19 protein-coding genes are annotated in these 19,952 nt (G+C 59.4%); 13 read left to right on the top strand and 6 right to left on the bottom strand.

Annotation, left to right across the window (positions count from 1 at the left end; all coding sequences use genetic code 11):
* Nucleotides 1-120 precede the first annotated feature (120 nt).
* The gene (icd, locus tag QLG03_RS02660) at nucleotides 121-1,371 is read right to left on the bottom strand and encodes an NADP-dependent isocitrate dehydrogenase (RefSeq protein WP_023289166.1); all 1,251 of its coding nucleotides are present in this window, start codon (nucleotides 1,369-1,371) and stop codon (nucleotides 121-123) included.
* 240 nt (nucleotides 1,372-1,611) lie between these two features.
* Here icd and rluE point away from each other — a divergent pair, with 240 nt between their 5' ends.
* From rluE to purB, 5 genes are read left to right on the top strand one after another with little or no spacing between them, the layout of a single operon-like run.
* Nucleotides 1,612-2,262, top strand: coding sequence for a 23S rRNA pseudouridine(2457) synthase RluE (gene rluE, locus QLG03_RS02655; RefSeq protein WP_032452457.1), 651 nt, complete (start codon nucleotides 1,612-1,614; stop codon nucleotides 2,260-2,262).
* A 16-nt stretch (nucleotides 2,263-2,278) separates the two neighbouring features.
* Nucleotides 2,279-2,737: an NUDIX hydrolase gene (locus tag QLG03_RS02650; RefSeq protein ID WP_004150802.1), complete on the top strand. Its 459-nt coding sequence runs from the start codon at nucleotides 2,279-2,281 to the stop codon at nucleotides 2,735-2,737.
* Nucleotides 2,738-2,793: 56 nt separating this feature from the next.
* Nucleotides 2,794-3,900, top strand: coding sequence for a tRNA 2-thiouridine(34) synthase MnmA (mnmA, locus tag QLG03_RS02645; protein WP_012542211.1), 1,107 nt, complete (start codon nucleotides 2,794-2,796; stop codon nucleotides 3,898-3,900).
* Between the two features lie 54 nt (nucleotides 3,901-3,954).
* Nucleotides 3,955-4,596 (top strand): high frequency lysogenization protein HflD, encoded by a 642-nt coding sequence (gene hflD, locus QLG03_RS02640; RefSeq protein WP_004140557.1) that lies wholly within the window; start codon nucleotides 3,955-3,957, stop codon nucleotides 4,594-4,596.
* A gap of 3 nt (nucleotides 4,597-4,599) precedes the next feature.
* Nucleotides 4,600-5,970: an adenylosuccinate lyase gene (purB, locus tag QLG03_RS02635; protein WP_004176557.1), complete on the top strand. Its 1,371-nt coding sequence runs from the start codon at nucleotides 4,600-4,602 to the stop codon at nucleotides 5,968-5,970.
* A 54-nt stretch (nucleotides 5,971-6,024) separates the two neighbouring features.
* On the opposite strand, the gene QLG03_RS02630 is transcribed toward purB, so the two are convergent.
* Entirely contained in the window at nucleotides 6,025-6,387 is a 363-nt protein-coding gene (locus tag QLG03_RS02630; protein WP_060592455.1) for a cupin domain-containing protein, read from the bottom strand.
* An 83-nt stretch (nucleotides 6,388-6,470) separates the two neighbouring features.
* On the bottom strand, nucleotides 6,471-7,277 hold the full coding sequence (locus QLG03_RS02625; RefSeq protein ID WP_023289162.1) for an AraC family transcriptional regulator: 807 nt from the start codon (nucleotides 7,275-7,277) through the stop codon (nucleotides 6,471-6,473).
* Nucleotides 7,278-7,298: 21 nt separating this feature from the next.
* Between QLG03_RS02625 and QLG03_RS02620 the strand changes: the two genes are divergently transcribed.
* The 4 genes from QLG03_RS02620 to QLG03_RS02605 all read left to right on the top strand — a co-directional run bounded on the left by QLG03_RS02620 (nucleotide 7,299) and on the right by QLG03_RS02605 (nucleotide 10,903).
* On the top strand, nucleotides 7,299-7,517 hold the full coding sequence (locus tag QLG03_RS02620; protein WP_123822730.1) for a hypothetical protein: 219 nt from the start codon (nucleotides 7,299-7,301) through the stop codon (nucleotides 7,515-7,517).
* A 41-nt stretch (nucleotides 7,518-7,558) separates the two neighbouring features.
* Nucleotides 7,559-8,230, top strand: coding sequence for a two-component system response regulator PhoP (gene phoP, locus QLG03_RS02615; RefSeq protein WP_004206636.1), 672 nt, complete (start codon nucleotides 7,559-7,561; stop codon nucleotides 8,228-8,230).
* Nucleotides 8,230-9,696: a two-component system sensor histidine kinase PhoQ gene (phoQ, locus tag QLG03_RS02610; RefSeq protein WP_004206635.1), complete on the top strand. Its 1,467-nt coding sequence runs from the start codon at nucleotides 8,230-8,232 to the stop codon at nucleotides 9,694-9,696. The genes phoP and phoQ overlap by 1 nt, the downstream gene beginning before the upstream one ends.
* An 85-nt stretch (nucleotides 9,697-9,781) precedes the next feature.
* Nucleotides 9,782-10,903 carry a cupin domain-containing protein gene (locus QLG03_RS02605; protein WP_004206634.1) on the top strand — a complete coding sequence of 374 codons (1,122 nt, stop codon included), beginning with the start codon at nucleotides 9,782-9,784 and terminating at the stop codon, nucleotides 10,901-10,903.
* Nucleotides 10,904-11,159: 256 nt separating this feature from the next.
* Here QLG03_RS02605 and pepT read toward each other — a convergent pair whose 3' ends face one another.
* Nucleotides 11,160-12,392: a peptidase T gene (gene pepT / locus QLG03_RS02600; RefSeq protein WP_130953054.1), complete on the bottom strand. Its 1,233-nt coding sequence runs from the start codon at nucleotides 12,390-12,392 to the stop codon at nucleotides 11,160-11,162.
* A 257-nt stretch (nucleotides 12,393-12,649) separates the two neighbouring features.
* Between pepT and potA the strand changes: the two genes are divergently transcribed.
* From potA to potD, 4 genes are read left to right on the top strand one after another with little or no spacing between them, the layout of a single operon-like run.
* Nucleotides 12,650-13,786, top strand: coding sequence for a spermidine/putrescine ABC transporter ATP-binding protein PotA (gene potA, locus QLG03_RS02595; RefSeq protein ID WP_064154818.1), 1,137 nt, complete (start codon nucleotides 12,650-12,652; stop codon nucleotides 13,784-13,786).
* On the top strand, nucleotides 13,770-14,627 hold the full coding sequence (gene potB, locus QLG03_RS02590) for a spermidine/putrescine ABC transporter permease PotB (RefSeq protein WP_004150812.1): 858 nt from the start codon (nucleotides 13,770-13,772) through the stop codon (nucleotides 14,625-14,627). The genes potA and potB overlap by 17 nt, the downstream gene beginning before the upstream one ends.
* Nucleotides 14,624-15,409 (top strand): spermidine/putrescine ABC transporter permease PotC, encoded by a 786-nt coding sequence (gene potC / locus QLG03_RS02585; protein ID WP_004150813.1) that lies wholly within the window; start codon nucleotides 14,624-14,626, stop codon nucleotides 15,407-15,409. Before potB ends, potC begins: the two co-directional genes overlap by 4 nt.
* Nucleotides 15,406-16,452 (top strand): spermidine/putrescine ABC transporter substrate-binding protein PotD, encoded by a 1,047-nt coding sequence (gene potD / locus QLG03_RS02580; RefSeq protein ID WP_023289157.1) that lies wholly within the window; start codon nucleotides 15,406-15,408, stop codon nucleotides 16,450-16,452. The genes potC and potD overlap by 4 nt, the downstream gene beginning before the upstream one ends.
* 45 nt (nucleotides 16,453-16,497) lie before the next feature.
* On the opposite strand, the gene QLG03_RS02575 is transcribed toward potD, so the two are convergent.
* Together QLG03_RS02575 and QLG03_RS02570 are read right to left on the bottom strand one after the other, a co-directional pair.
* Nucleotides 16,498-18,222 (bottom strand): aldehyde dehydrogenase family protein, encoded by a 1,725-nt coding sequence (locus tag QLG03_RS02575; RefSeq protein ID WP_255987233.1) that lies wholly within the window; start codon nucleotides 18,220-18,222, stop codon nucleotides 16,498-16,500.
* Entirely contained in the window at nucleotides 18,219-19,847 is a 1,629-nt protein-coding gene (locus QLG03_RS02570; RefSeq protein WP_110237501.1) for a long-chain fatty acid--CoA ligase, read from the bottom strand. The genes QLG03_RS02575 and QLG03_RS02570 overlap by 4 nt, the downstream gene beginning before the upstream one ends.
* Between the last annotated feature and the right edge of the window lie 105 nt (nucleotides 19,848-19,952).

Below are 19,952 nucleotides of genomic sequence, written 5' to 3'. Positions count from 1 at the left end.
TTGTGTTGCGGGAAATCGGCGATGGCACCGCGCAGCGAGCGCCCGGCAAAATAATAGCCTGCATGCGATAAAAAAACGGGAGCCCATCGGCTCCCGCTTTTACCTAATCCACCAACGGGATTACATGTTCGCGATAATCGCGTCGCCAAACTCTGAACATTTCAGCAGCTTAGCGCCTTCCATCAGACGTTCGAAGTCATAGGTCACGGTCTTGGCGGCAATAGCGCCTTCCATGCCTTTGACGATCAGGTCTGCGGCTTCGAACCACTGCATATGGCGCAGCATCATCTCTGCGGACAGGATGATGGAGCCCGGGTTCACTTTGTCCTGGCCTGCATACTTCGGCGCAGTACCGTGAGTCGCTTCGAACAGCGCGCACTCGTCGCCGATGTTGGCGCCCGGGGCGATACCGATACCGCCAACCTGTGCCGCCAGCGCGTCAGAGATGTAGTCGCCGTTGAGGTTCATACAGGCGATAACGTCGTATTCCGCCGGACGCAGCAGGATCTGCTGCAGGAAGGCATCGGCGATCACGTCTTTTACCACGATCTCTTTGCCGGTGTTCGGGTTCTTGATTTTCACCCACGGGCCGCCGTCGATCAGCTCGCCGCCGAACTCTTCGCGAGCCAGCTGGTAGCCCCAGTCTTTGAACGCGCCTTCGGTGAACTTCATGATGTTGCCTTTGTGAACGATGGTCACAGAGTCACGATCGTTGGTGATCGCATACTCAATGGCTGCACGAACCAGGCGTTTGGTGCCTTCTTCAGAGCACGGCTTGATGCCGATGCCGCAATGTTCCGGGAAGCGAATTTTCTTCACGCCCATCTCATCGCGCAGGAATTTGATCACTTTGTCTGCTTCAGCAGAGTCGGCTTTCCACTCGATGCCGGCATAGATATCTTCGGAGTTTTCACGGAAGATAACCATGTCGGTCAGTTCCGGGTGCTTAACCGGGCTCGGAGTGCCCTGGTAGTAACGTACCGGACGCAGGCAAACGTAGAGATCCAGCTCCTGACGCAGCGCCACGTTCAGGGAACGAATGCCGCCGCCGACTGGGGTCGTCAGAGGACCTTTGATAGCAACGCGGTAGTCACGAATCAGATCGAGGGTTTCAGCTGGCAGCCAGACATCCTGGCCATAGACGTGGGTCGATTTCTCACCGGTGTAAACTTCCATCCAGGAAATTTTACGCTCGCCCTTATAGGCTTTCTCAACGGCGGCATCAACCACTTTCAGCATCGCTGGGGTAACGTCAACGCCGATACCGTCACCTTCAATGAACGGGATAATCGGATTATGAGGGACGTTCAGTTTGCCGTTTTGCAGGGTGATTTTTTGACCTTCCGCCGGAACTACTACTTTGCTTTCCATTAACCTCTCCTTCGAGCGCTTCTGGTTCTGCTCTTCCCTCTTCACGCGAGCCTGGTGTTGGCTGAGTCGGCCAGCTTCGGAGTACCGGGTCTTCCCGCTAACCGGAGCTATCGCGTCCGTGTCGCCTTCCTGCCTGTGTTGCGAATCGGTTTGAGCAATTTTTTGTTAATAATTTGTAATGAGCATGTCAATACTACCTGAATGTTTGCGTCCATGAAAGGCATTCGTAATTAGGCTATAATGCGGCAATTGATAGAGCCTGAAAATACCATGCAGAAAACTTCATTTAGAAAACATCGCGTTGAGCGATTCAGCACACAACAAGTCACCAGACAACGTAAAGAACGCCAGCCAAAAACTGTGATCTTGTTCAATAAACCCTATGATGTGTTGCCGCAATTTACCGACGAGGCCGGGCGCAGCACGCTGAAAGATTTTATTCCCGTGGCGGGCGTCTACGCCGCAGGTCGACTCGATCGCGACAGCGAAGGGCTGCTGGTGCTGACCAACGATGGCGCGCTGCAGGCGAAGCTGACCCAGCCGGGTAAACGCACCGGCAAGATCTACTACGTCCAGGTGGAAGGCGAACCCACCCCCGAGGCGCTGGCCGCTTTGCGCGACGGCGTCACCCTCAACGATGGCCCCACCCTGCCTGCCGGCGTAGAACTTGTGGAGGAGCCCGCCTGGCTGTGGCCGCGCAACCCGCCGATTCGTGAGCGCAAATCGATCCCCACCCGCTGGCTGAAGATCACGCTCTACGAGGGACGCAACCGTCAGGTGCGCCGGATGACCGCCCACGTCGGCTTCCCTACCCTGCGGCTGATCCGCTACGCCATGGGCGGCTACACCCTCGACGGGCTGGCCAACGGCGACTGGCGCAAAGCCGAATAACCGAAAAGGAAAAGCGATGTTTAAACCTCATGTCACTGTTGCCTGCGTGGTTCACGCCCAGGATAAATTTCTCATCGTCGAAGAGACCATTAACGGCAAAGCATTGTGGAACCAGCCGGCGGGCCATCTCGAGGCCAATGAAACGCTGCTGCAGGCCGCCGAACGTGAACTGTGGGAAGAGACCGGCATTCGCGCCACGCCGCAGCACTTCATCCGCATGCATCAGTGGCTGGCCCCCGATAACACCCCGTTTCTGCGCTTCCTGTTCGCCATCGAACTTAGCGATCTGTGCGCCACTGAACCGCACGACAGCGATATCGATCGCTGCCTGTGGCTCAGTGCTGAGGAAATTCTTAACGCGCCAAACCTGCGCTCGCCGCTGGTTGCCGAAAGCATTCGCTGCTACCTGCAGGACCCGCGCCAGCCGCTGTCGCTGATTGGCGCATTTAACTGGCCGTTCACAGGGGGTGAATGAACGGTGAGCGCGTGCTAGAATACGCCGCCTCGAAGTTCAATGTAGCGAGTATTTCCATGTCAGAAAGCCAGAAAAAAGTGATCGTCGGCATGTCCGGCGGCGTCGACTCCTCGGTCTCCGCGTACCTGCTGCTGCAGCAAGGGTATAAGGTGGAAGGCCTGTTCATGAAGAACTGGGAGGAAGACGACGGCGAGGAATACTGCACCGCCGCCGCCGACCTTGCCGATGCGCAAGCGGTCTGCGATAAGCTGGGCATTGAACTGCACACCGTTAACTTTGCCGCCGAATATTGGGATAACGTCTTTGAGCTCTTCCTGGAAGAGTACAAAGCCGGCCGCACGCCGAACCCGGATATTCTGTGCAATAAAGAGATCAAATTTAAAGCCTTCCTCGAGTTTGCCGCTGAAGACCTCGGCGCCGACTACATCGCCACCGGGCACTATGTGCGCCGCGCCGATGTCGACGGTAAAAGCCAGCTGCTGCGCGGTCTCGACGGCAACAAAGATCAGAGCTACTTCCTTTATACCCTCAGCCACGAGCAGATTGCCCAGAGCCTGTTCCCGGTGGGTGAGCTGGAAAAACCGCAGGTGCGTAAGATCGCCGAAGAGCTGGATCTGATCACCGCGAAGAAAAAAGATTCCACCGGCATCTGCTTTATCGGCGAGCGTAAATTCCGCGATTTCCTTGGCCGCTATCTGCCGGCGCAGCCGGGCAAAATCCTCACCGTCGACGGCGAGGAGATCGGCACCCATCAGGGGCTGATGTACCATACCCTGGGCCAGCGTAAAGGACTGGGTATCGGCGGCACCAAAGAGGGTAGCGAAGACCCATGGTACGTGGTCGATAAAGACGTTGAGAATAATATTCTTATCGTCGCCCAGGGCCATGACCACCCGCGCCTGATGTCCGTCGGCCTGATTGCCCAACAGCTGCACTGGGTTGACCGTGAACCGCTGCAGGGCACCCTGCGCTGCACGGTGAAAACCCGCTATCGCCAGACCGATATCCCCTGCACCGTTACCGCGCTGGATGAAGACCGTATCGAAGTCCGCTTCGATGAGCCGGTCGCGGCGGTGACCCCGGGCCAGTCCGCGGTGTTCTATTTGGGTGAAGTGTGCCTCGGCGGCGGAATTATTGAACAACGACTGCCTCTGCAGTCCTGAACGCGCGTTATTTCCGCCGGGACGAACCGCCCCGGCGGCTGACAAGGAGTATGTGTGGCGAAGAATTACTATGACATCACCCTGGCGCTGGCTGGCGTTTGCCAGGCGGCGCGACTGGTTCAGCAACTGGCGCATCAGGGACATTGCGACAGCGATGCCCTGCATGTGTCGCTGAACAGCATCATCGACCTCGATCCCGAGTCGACGCTGGCGGTGTTCGGTGGCAGTGAAGCCAATCTTCGCCTCGGCCTTGAAACGCTGCTCGGGGTGCTCAATACCAGCAGCCGTCAGGGCCTCAATGCGGAACTCACCCGCTATACCCTGAGCCTGATGGTGCTGGAGCGCAAGCTCGCCGCCAGTAAAGGGGCGATGGACACGCTCGGCAACCGCATCGCCGGCCTGCACCGTCAGCTGGAGCACTTTGACCTGCAGTCCGAAACGCTGCTCAGCGCCATGGCGGGCATCTATGTCGATGTGATAAGCCCGCTGGGCCCGCGTATTCAGGTAACCGGCTCCCCTGCCGTGCTGCAAAGCCCGCAGGTGCAGGCGAAAGTTCGCTCAGCGCTGCTGGCGGGGATTCGCGCCGCGGTGCTCTGGCATCAGGTGGGCGGCGGACGTCTGCAGCTTATGTTTTCCCGTAATCGTCTGGTTAACCAGGCAAAGCAAATTCTTGCTCATTTAACCCCGGAGTTGTGATCTATGGAATTATCCTCACTGACCGCCGTTTCCCCTGTAGACGGCCGCTACGGCGATAAAGTCAGCGCGCTGCGCGGTATCTTCAGCGAATTCGGTTTGCTGAAATTCCGCGTTCAGGTGGAAGTACGTTGGCTGCAAAAACTGGCCGCCCACGCAGCGATCAAGGAAGTTCCTGCTTTTGCTGCCGACGCAAACGGTTTCCTTGACAAAATCGTCGCCGATTTCAGCGTCGAAGACGCCGAGCGCATCAAAACCATCGAGCGCACCACTAACCACGACGTGAAAGCGGTAGAGTACTTTCTGAAAGAAAAAGTCGCTGACGTCGCCGAACTGCACGCCGTGTCGGAGTTTATTCACTTCGCCTGTACGTCCGAAGATATCAATAACCTCTCCCACGCGCTGATGCTGAAAACCGCCCGCGACGAAGTGGTTCTGCCTTACTGGCGCAAGCTGATTGACGCGGTAAAAGATCTGGCGACCCAGTACCGCGATGTACCGCTGCTCTCCCGTACCCACGGCCAGCCGGCGACGCCGTCCACCATGGGTAAAGAGATGGCGAACGTCGCCTACCGTATGGAGCGCCAGTACCGTCAGCTGAACCAGGTGGAAATCCTCGGTAAAATCAACGGCGCGGTGGGTAACTACAACGCCCACATCGCCGCCTACCCGGAAGTCGACTGGCATCAGTTCAGCGAAGAGTTTGTCACTTCGCTGGGCATTCAGTGGAACCCGTACACCACGCAGATCGAGCCGCATGACTATATCGCTGAGCTGTTTGACTGCATCGCGCGCTTCAACACCATTCTGATCGACTTCGATCGCGACGTGTGGGGCTACATCGCGCTCAACCACTTTAAACAGAAGACCATCGCCGGGGAAATCGGCTCCTCCACCATGCCGCACAAGGTGAACCCGATTGACTTCGAAAACTCCGAAGGCAACCTCGGCCTGGCCAATGCGGTCATGCAGCACCTGGCCAGCAAACTGCCGGTTTCCCGCTGGCAGCGCGACCTGACCGACTCCACCGTCCTGCGTAATCTCGGCGTGGGCATCGGCTATGCGCTGATCGCCTATCAGTCCACCCTCAAAGGGATCAGCAAGCTGGAGCTGAACCAGGATCGCCTGCTGGACGAACTGGATCACAACTGGGAAGTACTGGCTGAGCCGATCCAGACCGTGATGCGTCGTTACGGTATCGAAAAACCGTACGAGAAGCTGAAAGAGCTGACCCGCGGCAAACGCGTTGACGCGGAAGGGATGAAGCAGTTTATTGACAGCCTCGCCCTGCCGGAAGAGGAAAAAGTGCGTCTCAAAGCGATGACCCCGGCCAACTATATCGGTCGGGCAACCACCATGGTTGACGAGCTGAAGTAATCGCCCTGCCCCTCTTTCCGCCGGAAAGAGGGGCGTTTTATCGCCGGAAGGCGATCAGATCCAGACGTCGTTCACCGCCGTCCGCTCGCCGCCCTCGTGGCCGGTATTCAGCACCCCGCGCGGTTCAATCAGCAGCAGCTTCGCTTCCATCTCCGCCGAGGTCTTATGTTCCACCCCGCGCGGCACGACGATCATCTCCCCGGCCTTCACCAGCACATGTCCGTCGCGGAAGTCCACGCGCAATACCCCCTCCACCACCATCAGCGTCTCATCAGTTTCCGGATGGCTGTGCCAGATAAAGTCGCCGGCGATGCGCACGATCTTGAACTGATAGTCGTTCATTTCGGCCACCACTTTGGGCTGCCATTGTTCGCTGAACAGGGAAAATTTATGAGCAAAATTAACGAGTTGATACATAGGCTGTCTCCTTGTGATAAAGGCAGTCAGCATAGTTCACCGCGCCGCGGTCACGCTTGAACGATTGTGCAACCTGCGCCGCCTTAGCCGCGGATCGCCCGCAGCCAGCGCCCCGGAGAGAGGCCAAAGCGGCTGATAAACTGGCGCGTCATGTGGCTCTGGTCGGCAAAGCCCGCCTCGGCGGCAATATCCACCAGACGCTCCCCGGCGCGCATCCGCTGGCGACAAAAATCGAGCCGGCGCATCATGACGTATCGCCACGGACTGGTGCCGTACAGCGTTCTGAAATCGCGGCTCAGGCTCCAGCGGTCCCGGCCGCTGACCTGCGACAGGATGTCGAGGGTCATATCCTGCATAAAACAGGCATGGATATACTCCCGGGCCCTCTCCGCCGCCTGATAATCAAACGCCTGGCGACGGGAACGCTGCCCGCCGACCACGGCCAGGGTCTGCGCCAGGTCGTACAGGGCGTCCTCTTCCTCCAGCGGCTCGAAGGTAGCCGTGACCGCTTTCAACAGCGGTTGCGCGGCGCGACGTAGCCGTGGATCCGCCGACAGGCCGCCGGGGATAAACGGCAATGGTCTGCCGCCGAGTATCTTCTGGATCAGCGCGGGTTCGATATAGGCCATGCGGTAGTGAAACCCCGCCTCGGTGCCCGCCTCGCCATCGTGTATTTCGTCCGGGTGAAGGACCATCGTCCCGCCGGGCAGACTGTGCTGTAGCCCGCCGCGATAGTGAAAGCTCTGCACGCCGGCGATCGTCTGGCCGATGGCGTAGGTGTCATGCCGGTGCGGCTCATAGCCGTGGCCGCCGAAGAAGGCTTCGATGCGCTCCGTCCGACTGGGCGACTGCGCCAGCCTGACCCAGTCCGCGCTCTGCTGCTGAGACATAATGGATAACCTGCGGCGTCATTGAGGGATAATTCCAGCACTATTACACAAAAAATTAACATCACCAACCCGCCGCTGCCCGCGCCCTGCCGCTGGGCGTTTGCTGAAATTACGCATAGAATGAAGGAGTTCCATGCCCGTGCGCAAAAGGCGCCGCCCAACGCCGACCTGCCCGGCGATGCTGCACGCCGTTTGTATAAAAAGCTTTATTTAACAGCTGTTTATATTTTGCGTATATAATAAGCGTCAGACTACTTTCGAAATTGCAAGGGAGAACAGCCATGCGCGTACTCGTGGTTGAGGATAATGCCCTGCTGCGTCACCACCTCAAAGTTCAGCTACAGGAGCTGGGCCATCAGGTCGATGCCGCAGAGGATGCCAAGGAAGCGGATTACTATCTGGGCGAACATCTCCCGGATATCGCCATCGTCGATCTCGGTCTGCCGGACGAAGATGGATTATCGTTGATCCGCCGCTGGCGCAGCCACGACGTGTCACTGCCGGTGCTGGTGCTGACCGCCCGCGAAGGTTGGCAGGATAAAGTCGAAGTGCTGAGCGCCGGGGCGGATGATTACGTCACCAAGCCTTTCCATATTGAAGAGGTTGCCGCCCGCATGCAGGCGCTGCTGCGCCGCAATAGCGGCCTGGCCTCGCAGGTGATCTCTCTGCCGCCGTTCCAGGTCGACCTCTCCCGGCGCGAGCTGTCGGTGAACGACCAGCCGATCAAGCTGACGGCTTTTGAGTACACCATTATGGAAACCCTGATCCGCAATCGCGGCAAAGTGGTCAGTAAGGATTCGCTGATGCTCCAGCTTTACCCGGATGCCGAACTGCGTGAAAGCCATACCATCGACGTGCTGATGGGCCGGCTGCGTAAGAAAATTCAGGCTGAATACCCGCAGGACGTCATCACTACGGTGCGCGGCCAGGGCTATCTGTTCGAACTGCGCTGATGAAGGGACTGTTGCGGCATATTTTCCCGCTGTCGTTACGGGTTCGCTTTCTGCTGGCGACCGCCGGGGTGGTGCTGGTGCTCTCCCTGGCTTATGGCATGGTGGCGCTGGTGGGCTACAGCGTCAGCTTCGATAAAACCACCTTCCGTCTGCTGCGCGGCGAGAGCAATCTCTTTTATATGCTGGCCAAATGGGAGAACGGCGCCATTGACGTCGATATCCCGGAAAATCTGAATATGGAAAGCCCGACGGTGACCCTTATTTACGATGAGAAGGGCAAACTGCTGTGGGCGCAGCGCGATGTTCCCTGGCTGACAAAACGCATTCAACCGGATTGGCTGAAACGCAATGGCTTCCATGAAATTGAAGCCGATGTCGACAGCAGCAGTATGCTGTTGCGCAATAACCATGAGGTTCAGGAACAGCTGGACGCCATCCGCGAACAGGGCGACGATTCGGAGATGACCCACTCGGTGGCGATCAACTTCTACCCGGCCACCAGCAAAATGCCCCAGCTCAGTATCGTGGTGGTCGACACCATCCCGGTGGAGCTCAAGCGCAGCTATATGGTGTGGAGCTGGTTTATCTACGTGCTGGCCGCCAACCTGTTGCTGGTGATCCCCCTCCTGTGGGTCGCCGCCTGGTGGAGCCTGCGCCCCATCGAGTCGCTGGCCAAAGAGGTGCGCGAGCTGGAGGAACATCACCGCGAGAAGCTCAATCCCAACACCACCCGCGAGCTGACCCGGCTGGTCAGCAACCTTAACCGGCTGGTTCGCAGCGAGCGTGAACGCTATGACAAATACCGCACCACCCTCACCGATCTCACCCACAGCCTGAAAACGCCGCTGGCGGTGATGCAGAGCACGTTGCGCTCGCTGCGCGGCGAGAAGATCAGCGTCGACGAGGCGGAGCCGGTGATGCTGGAGCAGATCAGCCGTATTTCGCAGCAGATTGGTTACTATCTGCATCGCGCCAGCATGCGCAGCGGCGGCACCTTGTTGAGCCGGGAGCTGCACCCGATCGCCCCCCTGCTCGACAGCCTGACCTCCGCCCTCAATAAGGTTTATCAGCGCAAGGGGGTCAATATCTCGCTCGACATCTCGCCGGAGATCAGTTTTGTCGGCGAGCAGAACGATTTTATGGAAGTGATGGGTAACGTTCTCGATAACGCCTGTAAGTACTGTCTGGAGTTCGTGGAGGTTTCCGTGCGCCAGACCACCGACAGCCATCTGCACATTCTGGTGGAAGACGATGGGCCGGGGATCCCGCCGAGCCAGCGCCGCGCGGTCTTCGACCGCGGTCAGCGGGCGGATACTCTGCGTCCCGGCCAGGGGGTGGGGCTCTCCGTCGCCCGGGAAATCGTCGAACAATATGACGGGGAGATCATCGCCGGCGAGAGCCTGCTCGGCGGCGCCTGCATGGAGGTGGTGTTTGGCCGCCAGCTGATGGAAGATAAAGAGAGTTAATCGTTGAGTTTTTTCACGGCGCCTGCATCGCCGGGGCGCCGCATCCGTTATAATCCCTGTCAGACACCTGCAGTGGAATATCAATATGGATTATCAATTAACGCTTAACTGGCCCGACTTTATCGAACGCTACTGGCAAAAACGGCCGGTGGTACTGAAGCGCGGCTTCGCCAATTTTATCGACCCGCTGAGCCCGGACGAACTGGCTGGACTGGCCATGGAGAGCGAAGTCGATAGCCGCCTTGTCAGCCATCAGGATGGAAAATGGCAGGTCAGTCACGGTCCCTTCGAAAGCTACGATCACCTGAGCGAAAACAACTGGTCCCTGCTGGTACAGGCGGTCAACCACTGGCATGAGCCGTCGGCGGCGCTGATGCACCCGTTCCGCGCCCTGCCGGACTGGCGTATCGACGACCTGATGATCTCCTTCTCTGTACCGGGCGGCGGCGTCGGCCCGCATCTGGATCAGTATGATGTGTTTATCATCCAGGGCACTGGCCGTCGGCGCTGGCGCGTCGGGGAAAAAGTGCCGATGAAACAGCATTGCCCGCATCCGGACCTGCTGCAGGTTGACCCCTTCGAGGCGATCATTGATGAAGAGATGGAGCCGGGCGATATTCTCTATATTCCGCCAGGATTCCCGCATGAGGGATATTCGCTGGAAAATTCGCTGAACTATTCGGTCGGCTATCGCGCGCCGAATGCCCGCGAGCTGTTCAGCGGCTTTGCCGACTACGTTCTCCAGCGCGAACTGGGCAGCCAGCGCTACGCCGATCCGGACGTGCCCTCCCGCGACCATCCGGCGGATATTTTACCGGCTGAACTCGACCGCCTGCGCGAGATGATGCTGGGGCTGATTAACCAACCGGAGCACTTTAAGCAGTGGTTCGGCGAGTTTATCACTCAGTCGCGTCATGAGCTCGACGTCGCGCCGCCGGAGCCGCCGTATCAGCCCGATGAAATTTACGATGCCCTGCAGCAGGGCGATACCCTGGAACGCTTGGGCGGCCTGCGGGTGCTGCGCATTGACGGCGAGGTGTTCGTCAATGGCGAGAAGATCAACTCTCCGCACCGCCCGGCGCTGGACGCCTTAGCCACCCACCTGACGCTGCGCGCCGACCATTTTGGCGATGCGCTGGAAGATCCCTCTTTCCTCGCCATGCTGGCGGCGCTGGTCAACAGCGGCTACTGGTTCTTTGGCGACTGAGTGCCATCCTGCCCGGCGGCGCTGCGCTTGCCGGGCCTACGGGTTCTGCGGTCACCTGTTGGACCGTAGGCCGGATAAGGCGCAGCCGCCATCCGGCACGAAGACAGGCACCCGCTCTGCTGTTGACCGCCCGGCGGCGCTGCGCTTGCCGGGCCTACGGGTTCCGCGGCCACCGGTTGGGCCGTAGGCCGGATAAGGCGCAGCCGCCATCCGGCGTCTTATCCGACTCGCGGCCCTACCGGGCTGCCTGAGAAGATTAATGCCCTTTTCGTGCCGCCGTCAGCTCGGCGATACGCACGATCACCTGCACCGCTTTCTCCATCCCTTCCAGGGTGACAAACTCATGTTTGCCGTGATAGTTGTAGCCGCCGGTAAACAGGTTCGGGCATGGCAGTCCCATAAACGAGAGCTGCGCCCCGTCGGTACCGCCGCGGATCGGCTTCATCTGCGGTTCGATATCGCAGTCCACCATGGCCTGGCGGGCAATATCGACCACGTGCGGATGGGCGATCACCTGCTCATGCATGTTGTAATAACTGTCCTCGATCACCAGCTCGATATAGCAGTCCGGGTGCAGCCCCTTGCCCACCTTTTTGGCGATCTCCATCATCTTGCGCTTGCGCGCCTCGAAGTGCTTACGGTCAAAATCGCGGATGATGTAGTGCATCTCGGCCCGATCGACGCTGCCTTTGATGCTGGTGAGATGATAAAAGCCTTCATAGCCTTCGGTGGTCTCCGGCGCCTCGTCGGCCGGCACTTCGGCATGAATCCGCGCGGCCAGCGACAGCGCGTTGACCATCACCCCTTTCGCGGTGCCGGGGTGCACGTTGTTGCCGACGATCTTAATGGTCACCGAGGCGGCATTGAAGTTTTCAAACTCCAGTTCGCCGACCCCGCCGCCGTCAACGGTATAGGCCCAGCGTGCGTCAAAGGCCTCGACGTCGAAATGTTTCGCCCCTTTTCCGACCTCTTCATCGGGGGTGAAGGCCACGCGGATATCGCCGTGGGGGATATTTTTCGCCTGCAGGGTAGCCAGCGCGGTCATGACCTCGGCGATGCCGGCCTTGTCGTCCGCCCCCAGCAGCGTTTTTCCGTCGGTGGTGATCAGCGTCTGACCCAAAAGCTGATGCAGAACCGGGAACATCACCGGGGAGAGCACCTCATCGCCGATACCCAGCGCAATATCGCCGCCGCGATAGTTTTCGACAATCTGCGGGTTAACGTTTTTGCCGCTGAAATCCGGGGAGGTGTCGACGTGAGAGATAAAGCCGATGGCCGGGATATCGCCCTCGACGTTGGCAGGCAGGGTTCCCATTACCGTCCCTTTTTCACTCAGCGTTACCTTGACCAGTCCCATTTCTTCCAGCTGCGCCTGCAACAGGCGTAACAGCTTCCACTGCCCTTCCGTGCTGGGGACCTGACGAACGCCAGGCTTCGACTGCGTGTCCAAAGAAACGTACTGCAAAAAACGCTCAAGCAATTTATCCATGTAGCCACCCTCTTCTTTTGTGACAACATTATTGATAAGCCAGAAAAGACAAATATTGCGTCAGGTCATTCTTAGCCCGTAAAGCGAAATTTAATAACGGAACCGACGTTATGGTGTAAAGGTAGACTATGCAGGCGTATCAAGGATTGGCGATTACCCTCGTTTGCCGTAGAATGCTGGCCCTTATTAAAAACGTGCAACCCCAAAGGTGGTTAATCACAAACCCCGCAGCGGTCGGAAGTTTCCGTTGCGTCTACATGGGACAGAGTCAAAAATTGAATATACAACCGCGTTCGCGTTCGCCGCTGGTGCAACTGGCGGGAATTCGCAAAAGCTTTGATGGTAAAACGGTCATCGATAACCTTAACCTGACCATCAACAATGGTGAGTTTCTCACCCTGCTTGGCCCCTCTGGCTGCGGTAAAACCACCGTTCTGCGCCTTATCGCCGGCCTGGAAAACGTCGACAGCGGACGGATCCATCTCGAAGATCACGATATCACTCATGTTCCGGCGGAAAACCGCCACGTTAATACCGTATTCCAAAGCTACGCCCTGTTTCCGCATATGACGGTGTTCGAGAACGTCGCCTTCGGCCTGCGCATGCAGAAAACCCCGGCGGCGGAAATCACTCCGCGGGTGATGGATGCCTTAAAGATGGTGCAGCTGGAGACGTTTGCCCAGCGCAAACCGCACCAGCTCTCCGGCGGCCAGCAGCAGCGCGTGGCCATCGCCCGCGCGGTGGTCAACAAACCGCGCCTGCTGCTGCTCGATGAGTCCCTTTCGGCGCTGGATTACAAGCTGCGCAAGCAGATGCAGAACGAACTGAAAGCGCTGCAGCGTAAGCTCGGCATCACCTTCGTCTTCGTCACGCACGACCAGGAAGAGGCCCTGACCATGTCCGATCGCATCGTGGTGATGCGTGATGGCAAAATCGAACAGGACGGCACCCCGCGCGAGATCTACGAAGAGCCAAAAAACCTGTTCGTCGCCAGCTTTATCGGCGAGATCAATATCTTCGACGCCATGGTCATTGAACGCCTCGACGAACAGCGCGTGCGGGCCAGCGTGGAAGGGCGTGAATGCAACATCACCGTCAATTTTGCGGTGGAGGCCGGCCAGCGTCTGCATGTCCTGCTGCGCCCGGAAGATCTGCGCGTCGATGAGATCCACCACAACAGCGACGCCGACGGCCTGATCGGCTATGTGCGCGAGCGCAACTATAAGGGCATGACTCTCGAGTCGGTGGTGGAGCTGGAAAACGGCAAAATGGTGATGGTCAGCGAATTCTTTAACGAAGACGACCCGGATTTCGACCACTCTCTTGACCAGAAAATGTCTATCAATTGGGTGGAGAGCTGGGAGGTGGTGCTGGCCGATGAAGAACACCAGTAAATTCCAGAATGTGGTGATCGCCACCATCGTCGGTTGGCTGGTGCTGTTTGTCTTTCTGCCCAACCTGATGATCATCGCCACCAGCTTCCTGACCCGCGACGACGCTAACTTCGTCAAGCTGGTCTTCACGCTGGACAACTACTCGCGGCTGCTGGATCCGCTCTATTACGACGTGCTGCTGCATTCGCTGAACATGGCGCTGCTGGCGACCCTCGCCTGCCTGGCGCTGGGCTACCCGTTTGCGTGGTTCCTTGCCCGGCTGCCGCAGAAGGTGCGGCCTCTGCTGCTGTTCCTGCTGATCGTTCCCTTCTGGACCAACTCGTTGATCCGCATCTACGGGCTGAAGATTTTCCTCAGCACCAAAGGCTACCTGAACGAGTTTCTCCTGTGGCTGGGAGTGATCGACACGCCGATACGCATTATGTTCACCCCGTCGGCGGTGATTATCGGCCTGGTGTACATCCTGCTGCCGTTTATGGTGATGCCGCTCTACTCCAGCATTGAGAAACTGGATCGGCCGCTGCTGGAAGCGGCGAAAGATCTCGGCGCCAGCAAGCTGCAGACGTTTATCCGCATCATCATTCCTCTGACCATGCCGGGGATCATCGCCGGCTGCCTGCTGGTCATGTTGCCGGCGATGGGGCTGTTCTACGTTTCCGACCTGATGGGCGGCGCCAAGAACCTGCTGATCGGCAATGTGATCAAGAGCCAGTTCCTCAATATTCGCGACTGGCCGTTCGGCGCGGCAACCAGCATTACCTTAACCCTGGTGATGGGCCTGATGCTGTTGATTTACTGGCGCGCGGCGCGCCTGCTGAATAAAAAGGTGGAGCTGGAATGATCGGTCGACTGCTGCGCGGCGGCTTTATGACCGCCATCTACGCGTATCTCTACATCCCTATTATTATTCTGATCGTTAACTCGTTTAACCGGTCGCGTTTCGGCATCAACTGGCAGGGGTTCACCACCGACTGGTATAGTCTGCTGATGAACAACGATAGCCTGCTGCAGGCCGCCCAGCACTCGCTGACCATGGCGGTGCTGTCGGCGACCTTCGCCACCCTTATCGGCTCGCTAACCGCCGTGGCGCTGTACCGCTACCGTTTTCGCGGCAAACCGTTCGTTAGCGGCATGCTGTTTGTGGTGATGATGTCGCCCGATATTGTCATGGCCATCTCCCTGCTGGTGCTGTTTATGCTGATTGGCGTCCAGCTTGGCTTCTGGTCGCTGCTGTTTTCGCATATCACCTTTTGCCTGCCGTTTGTGGTGGTCACCGTTTACTCCCGGCTGAAAGGCTTTGATGTGCGGATGCTGGAGGCGGCGAAAGATCTGGGCGCCAGCGAAATGACCATCCTGCGCAAAATCATCCTGCCGCTGGCCCTGCCGGCGGTGGCGGCCGGGTGGCTGCTGAGCTTCACGCTGTCGATGGATGACGTGGTGGTCTCCTCGTTCGTCACCGGTCCGGGGTATGAAATCCTGCCGCTGAAGATCTATTCGATGGTCAAGGTCGGCGTTTCGCCAGAGGTGAACGCTCTGGCAACGATACTGTTGGTTCTGTCGCTGGTGATGGTCATCGCCAGTCAGTTAATTGCACGTGATAAAACTCAGGGGACGTTAAAATGAAAAAATGGTCACGCCACCTGCTCGCGGCGGGCGCTCTGGCAATCGGCATGAGCGCCGCCCACGCGGACGACAGCAAAACGCTCTACTTCTACAACTGGACCGAATATGTGCCGCCGGGCCTGCTGGAGCAGTTCACCAAAGAGACCGGCATCAAGGTTATCTACTCGACCTACGAGTCGAACGAAACCATGTACGCCAAGCTCAAGACCTATAAAGACGGGGCGTACGACCTGGTCGTCCCGTCGACCTACTTCGTCGACAAGATGCGTAAAGAAGGCATGCTGCAGAAGATCGATAAGAGCAAGCTGACTAACTTCAGCAACCTCGATCCGCAGATGCTGAACAAACCGTTCGACCCGAATAACGACTACTCCATCCCCTACATCTGGGGGGCGACGGCCATCGGCGTCAACAGCGACGCTATCGATCCGAAAACCGTCACCAGCTGGGCCGACCTGTGGAAGCCGGAATACAAAAGCAGCCTGCTGCTGACCGACGACGCGCGCGAAGTGTTCCAGATAGCGCTGCGTAAGCTGGGCTATTCCGGCAACACTACCGACCCGAAAGAGATTGAAGCCGCCTATAACGAGCTGAAAAAACTGATGCCCAACGTCGCGGCGTTTAACTCCGATAACCCGGCGAACCCGTATATGGAAGGCGAAGTGAACCTCGGCATGGTATGGAACGGTTCGGCTTACGTCGCCCGCCAGGCTGGTACGCCGCTGGAAGTGATCTGGCCGAAAGAAGGCGGCATCTTCTGGATGGACAGCCTGTCGATCCCGGCAAATGCGAAAAACGTCGACGGCGCGCTGAAGCTGATTAACTTCCTGCTACGCCCGGATGTCGCCAAGCAGGTCGCGGAAACCATCGGCTACCCCACGCCAAACCTGGCGGCGCGCAAAATGCTCAGCCCGGCCGTGGCCAACGATAAATCGCTCTATCCGGACGCCGCCACCATCGAGAAAGGCGAATGGCAAAATGACGTCGGCAGCGCCAGCGCTATTTATGAAGAGTATTACCAGAAGCTGAAAGCGGGCCGCTAATCCCGCCGGGCGGAACCGCGGTTCCGCCCTTTTTTTGCTCTCACTTTAGCCCCTCAGCGCGCGCCAGAGGATCGCCGGCAGCTTGCGCCAGCGCGGCCGATGGTAAAAATCCACTAGCCGCTGCGCCACCGCTTCCTGCCCCCGGTGAGTAATAAACCAGGGCGGCAGGGGCATCAGCGTCAGTTCGCCATGCCACAGACTGCGCGGAAACGGCCGAAACGGCGCCTCAATCACCGTGCGCTCGGTTTTCTCCAGCATAAAGCTGTTATGCACCTTGCCCCGCCCGCTCTGAATATCGTCGAGCCTGTGGCCGGGAAACGCCCCCCACGGGCAGGGAGCTAACAGGAAGGCCACCCCGCTCCAGCAGTTGATCGCCACCGTGCCATAGCGCAGCTCGGCGATCAGCGCGTTAAAACGCTTACGCCCAATCGCCTTGCGGGTGCGCGGGTGGATCACAATATTGGCCCCCAGCGTGCCCTGCAGCCGCTGATTGGCATAGCCGATCGCCTGGCGCAAAAAGCTTTCCGCGCTGTCGGCCTCAAGGCGGGTGATCGACAGCCCCGGGCCAAAGACCTCCTGCTGGCAGAAGTCCGGATCATCCTCGGTGTTCGCCACAATCAACGGCAGCGCGTCGCCGCGGGCTATCTCCAGCGGCTGACGGGCGCGCAGGCGAAAGTCAGTCAGCCGGTTTTCCGCGCCGGGGTAATAGTCCGGACGGGTATTGGCGGCGATCAGCCGGTACAGCTGATTAAGCAGGGCCGACGCCGGCTCCCAGCCCTGCTGCAGGATCAGCACCTGGCTGGCCACGCAGTTAAACCCGCCATTGTTCATCTTCTGCGTCGCCAGCTGCTGCGCCTGAAAAGCGATATCCGCCTCGCTCCACGGACCGGGGACGATAATGGTAGGGCTGACGCCGCCCAGCTCCGAGGTCACCCGACGCGGGTTCAGCGGCGTCCCGGCGGCCCGACGCTGGCGAGCCGCCTCACCATCGCCCCAGACGATAGCGTCATGGCTCTCCCGCGAGCCGGTGATATGGATCTCATCGACAGCGGGATGGGTGGTCAGCCACGCCCCCGCCTGGGCGTCGCCGGTGACGATGCGGAGCGCATCCATGGCGATCAGCGGCGCCAGAGCCTGAGCCAACAGATCGTGCAGATAATCATTCACCGGGTTGAGCTTCAGCAGGCAGACCTGATTTTCAATAAACAGTTTGTGTAATACGTCCAGCGGCGCGATAGAGGCCACATTCCCGGCGCCGAGCACCAGCGCCAGCTTGCCCTGCCGCGCGGCCGGCGGGATATCGTATGCGGCTGCCGCGCAGCGATCGAGATTGGCCCGGGTGACCCCCGGCTGCATCCAAATTTCAGCGCGAACACCAGACAGCAACAGTCGATCCCAGAGCGTGCCGGGCACCACCCGCAGCGCAAGGCGGCCGTCCGCCAGCGTCCGCAGCGGGATCCGCCGGAGAAAGGTTTTCTCCTCCAGCTGCTCCAGGGTGGCGATAAGCCCGTTGCAGCCGACCATCAGCGCGCAGGGGCCTGCCAGCCACTCTTCGCCCGTCAGCAGATCGCCTGGCGGTAGCCCTTTGGCCCTCGCCGCCGCCTCCACCCACGCAGGAGCAATTGAAGCCAGGGCATCCTTGATCTGGCGCAGGAGCGCCAGACGACGATTCACTGAGGTCTCCGCCCAGCGCTGGCGCGCCGCCGACAAGGCGTGCAGCGCTGCGTCATACTGAGAGCAGGTCGTCAGACCGGGTCGCGCGTGGCTCATTTTCCCTCACTCATTAAAATCTCTCCATAGGCCTGGCGCAGCTGATTCTTGAGCACCTTGCCCGTGGCGCTGACCGGTAGCGCATCGACAAATATCACCCGGTCCGGGATCTGCCATTTGGGCACCCGTTTCTCAAACCAGGCCAGCAGATCGCTCTCTTCCACTTCGCCCCCTTCCACGCGAACGCACAGCAGCACCGGCCGCTCGTCCCAGCGCGGGTGGCGGGCGGCGATGGCCGCCGCGCTGCGCACCGCCTGATGCGCGATGGCGATATTCTCCAGCTCAACGGTGGAGATCCACTCGCCGCCGGACTTGATGATATCCTTTGCCCGATCGCTGATCACCAGATAACCATTGGCGTCGAGCGTACCGATATCGCCGGTATCAAACCAGCCTGCCGCGGTCAGGGCGCTTTCGTCCTGGCCATAGTACTGCTCCACCACCCAGTGCCCTCTGACCTGCAGATATCCCTGACTTTGACCGTCCATCGGCAGTGGGTCGCCCTCGACGTCCACCACCTGTAGCTCGATGCCAAAAATAGGCCGCCCCTGACCGGTACGCTGTTTTTGCTGCTCCGGCGCCGGGAGTGCGTCATGTTTGCTCAACAGCGTGTTAATGGTGCCGATGGGCGATGTTTCGGTCATTCCCCAGGCGTGGATCAGCGTAATGCCGTAATCGTGCTGAAAGGCCTCCATCATCGACGGCGGCAGCGCGGAGCCCCCGACAAACGCACGTTTAAAATCAGGCAGCCGCATGTCCGACCGTCGCATCGCCGCCAACAGACCGGCCCAGATCACCGGCACGCCGAACGCCACCGTCACCTTCTCGGCGGCCAGCAGCTGCAGCAGGCTGTCGCCATCGAGGTGCGGCCCCGGCAGCACCAGCCGCGCGCCGACCATGGCGGCGATAAACGGCGTCCCCCACGCGTTGACATGGAACATCGGCACCACCGGCAACAGGCTATCCCTGGCCGAGATCCCGGCGGCGTCCGGCTGATTGCCGCTCAGGGCATGCAGGACCAGCGAACGATGGGTATTCAACACCCCTTTCGGTCGGCCGGTGGTCCCCGAGGTGTAGCAGAGCGAGGCCGGCGTCAGTTCATTGAGCGGCGGCCAGCGATAGTCTGCCATCCCCTGCTGCAACAGTTCGTCAAAAAACAGCAACGAGGGCAGCTGGCTGAGCGCCGCTTCGCTGCGGGGCGCCATCAGCACGACGTGTTTCACCGTCGGCAGCTGCGGCAGGAGCTGCGCCACCAGCGGCAAAAAGGTCTGGTCAAAGAACAGCACCTCGTCGGCAGCGTCGTTGAGGATATACCGCAGATGGTCAACCGACAGCCGCGGATTGACGGTGTGCGTCACCCAGCCGCCGGAGGCGACGGCAAAATAGATCTCCAGGTGGCGGCGATTGTTCCATGCGAGGGTGGCGCAGCGGGCGCCCGGCGGCAGCCCCAGCGACGCCAGCGCCGATGCCAGCCGCTGAGCGCGGCTGGCCACTTCCCCCCAGCTGCTGCGCTCCTTCTCACTGCCGGCGCCCACCGAGACAATCTCCGTCTCGCTGTGGTATTGCGCCGCATGGCTGAGCAGCGCGGTGGTAGTGAGATCCTGATAAATCATCGGTGACGGCATGGCGGGGTCTCCTTTACAGACTTCCGGGCGGGGGAACAGGGTCGCGGCGCGAACGTGCGGACGCCTATTGAATCTGGTCTACATTTGCCGGTCTGCACAAAAAAA

The sequence above is a fragment of the Klebsiella sp. V115_8 genome (assembly GCF_029967715.1).
In the GTDB taxonomy this organism is placed as follows: domain Bacteria; phylum Pseudomonadota; class Gammaproteobacteria; order Enterobacterales; family Enterobacteriaceae; genus Klebsiella; species Klebsiella quasipneumoniae.
This window is presented reverse-complemented; position numbering and strand designations above follow the sequence as displayed.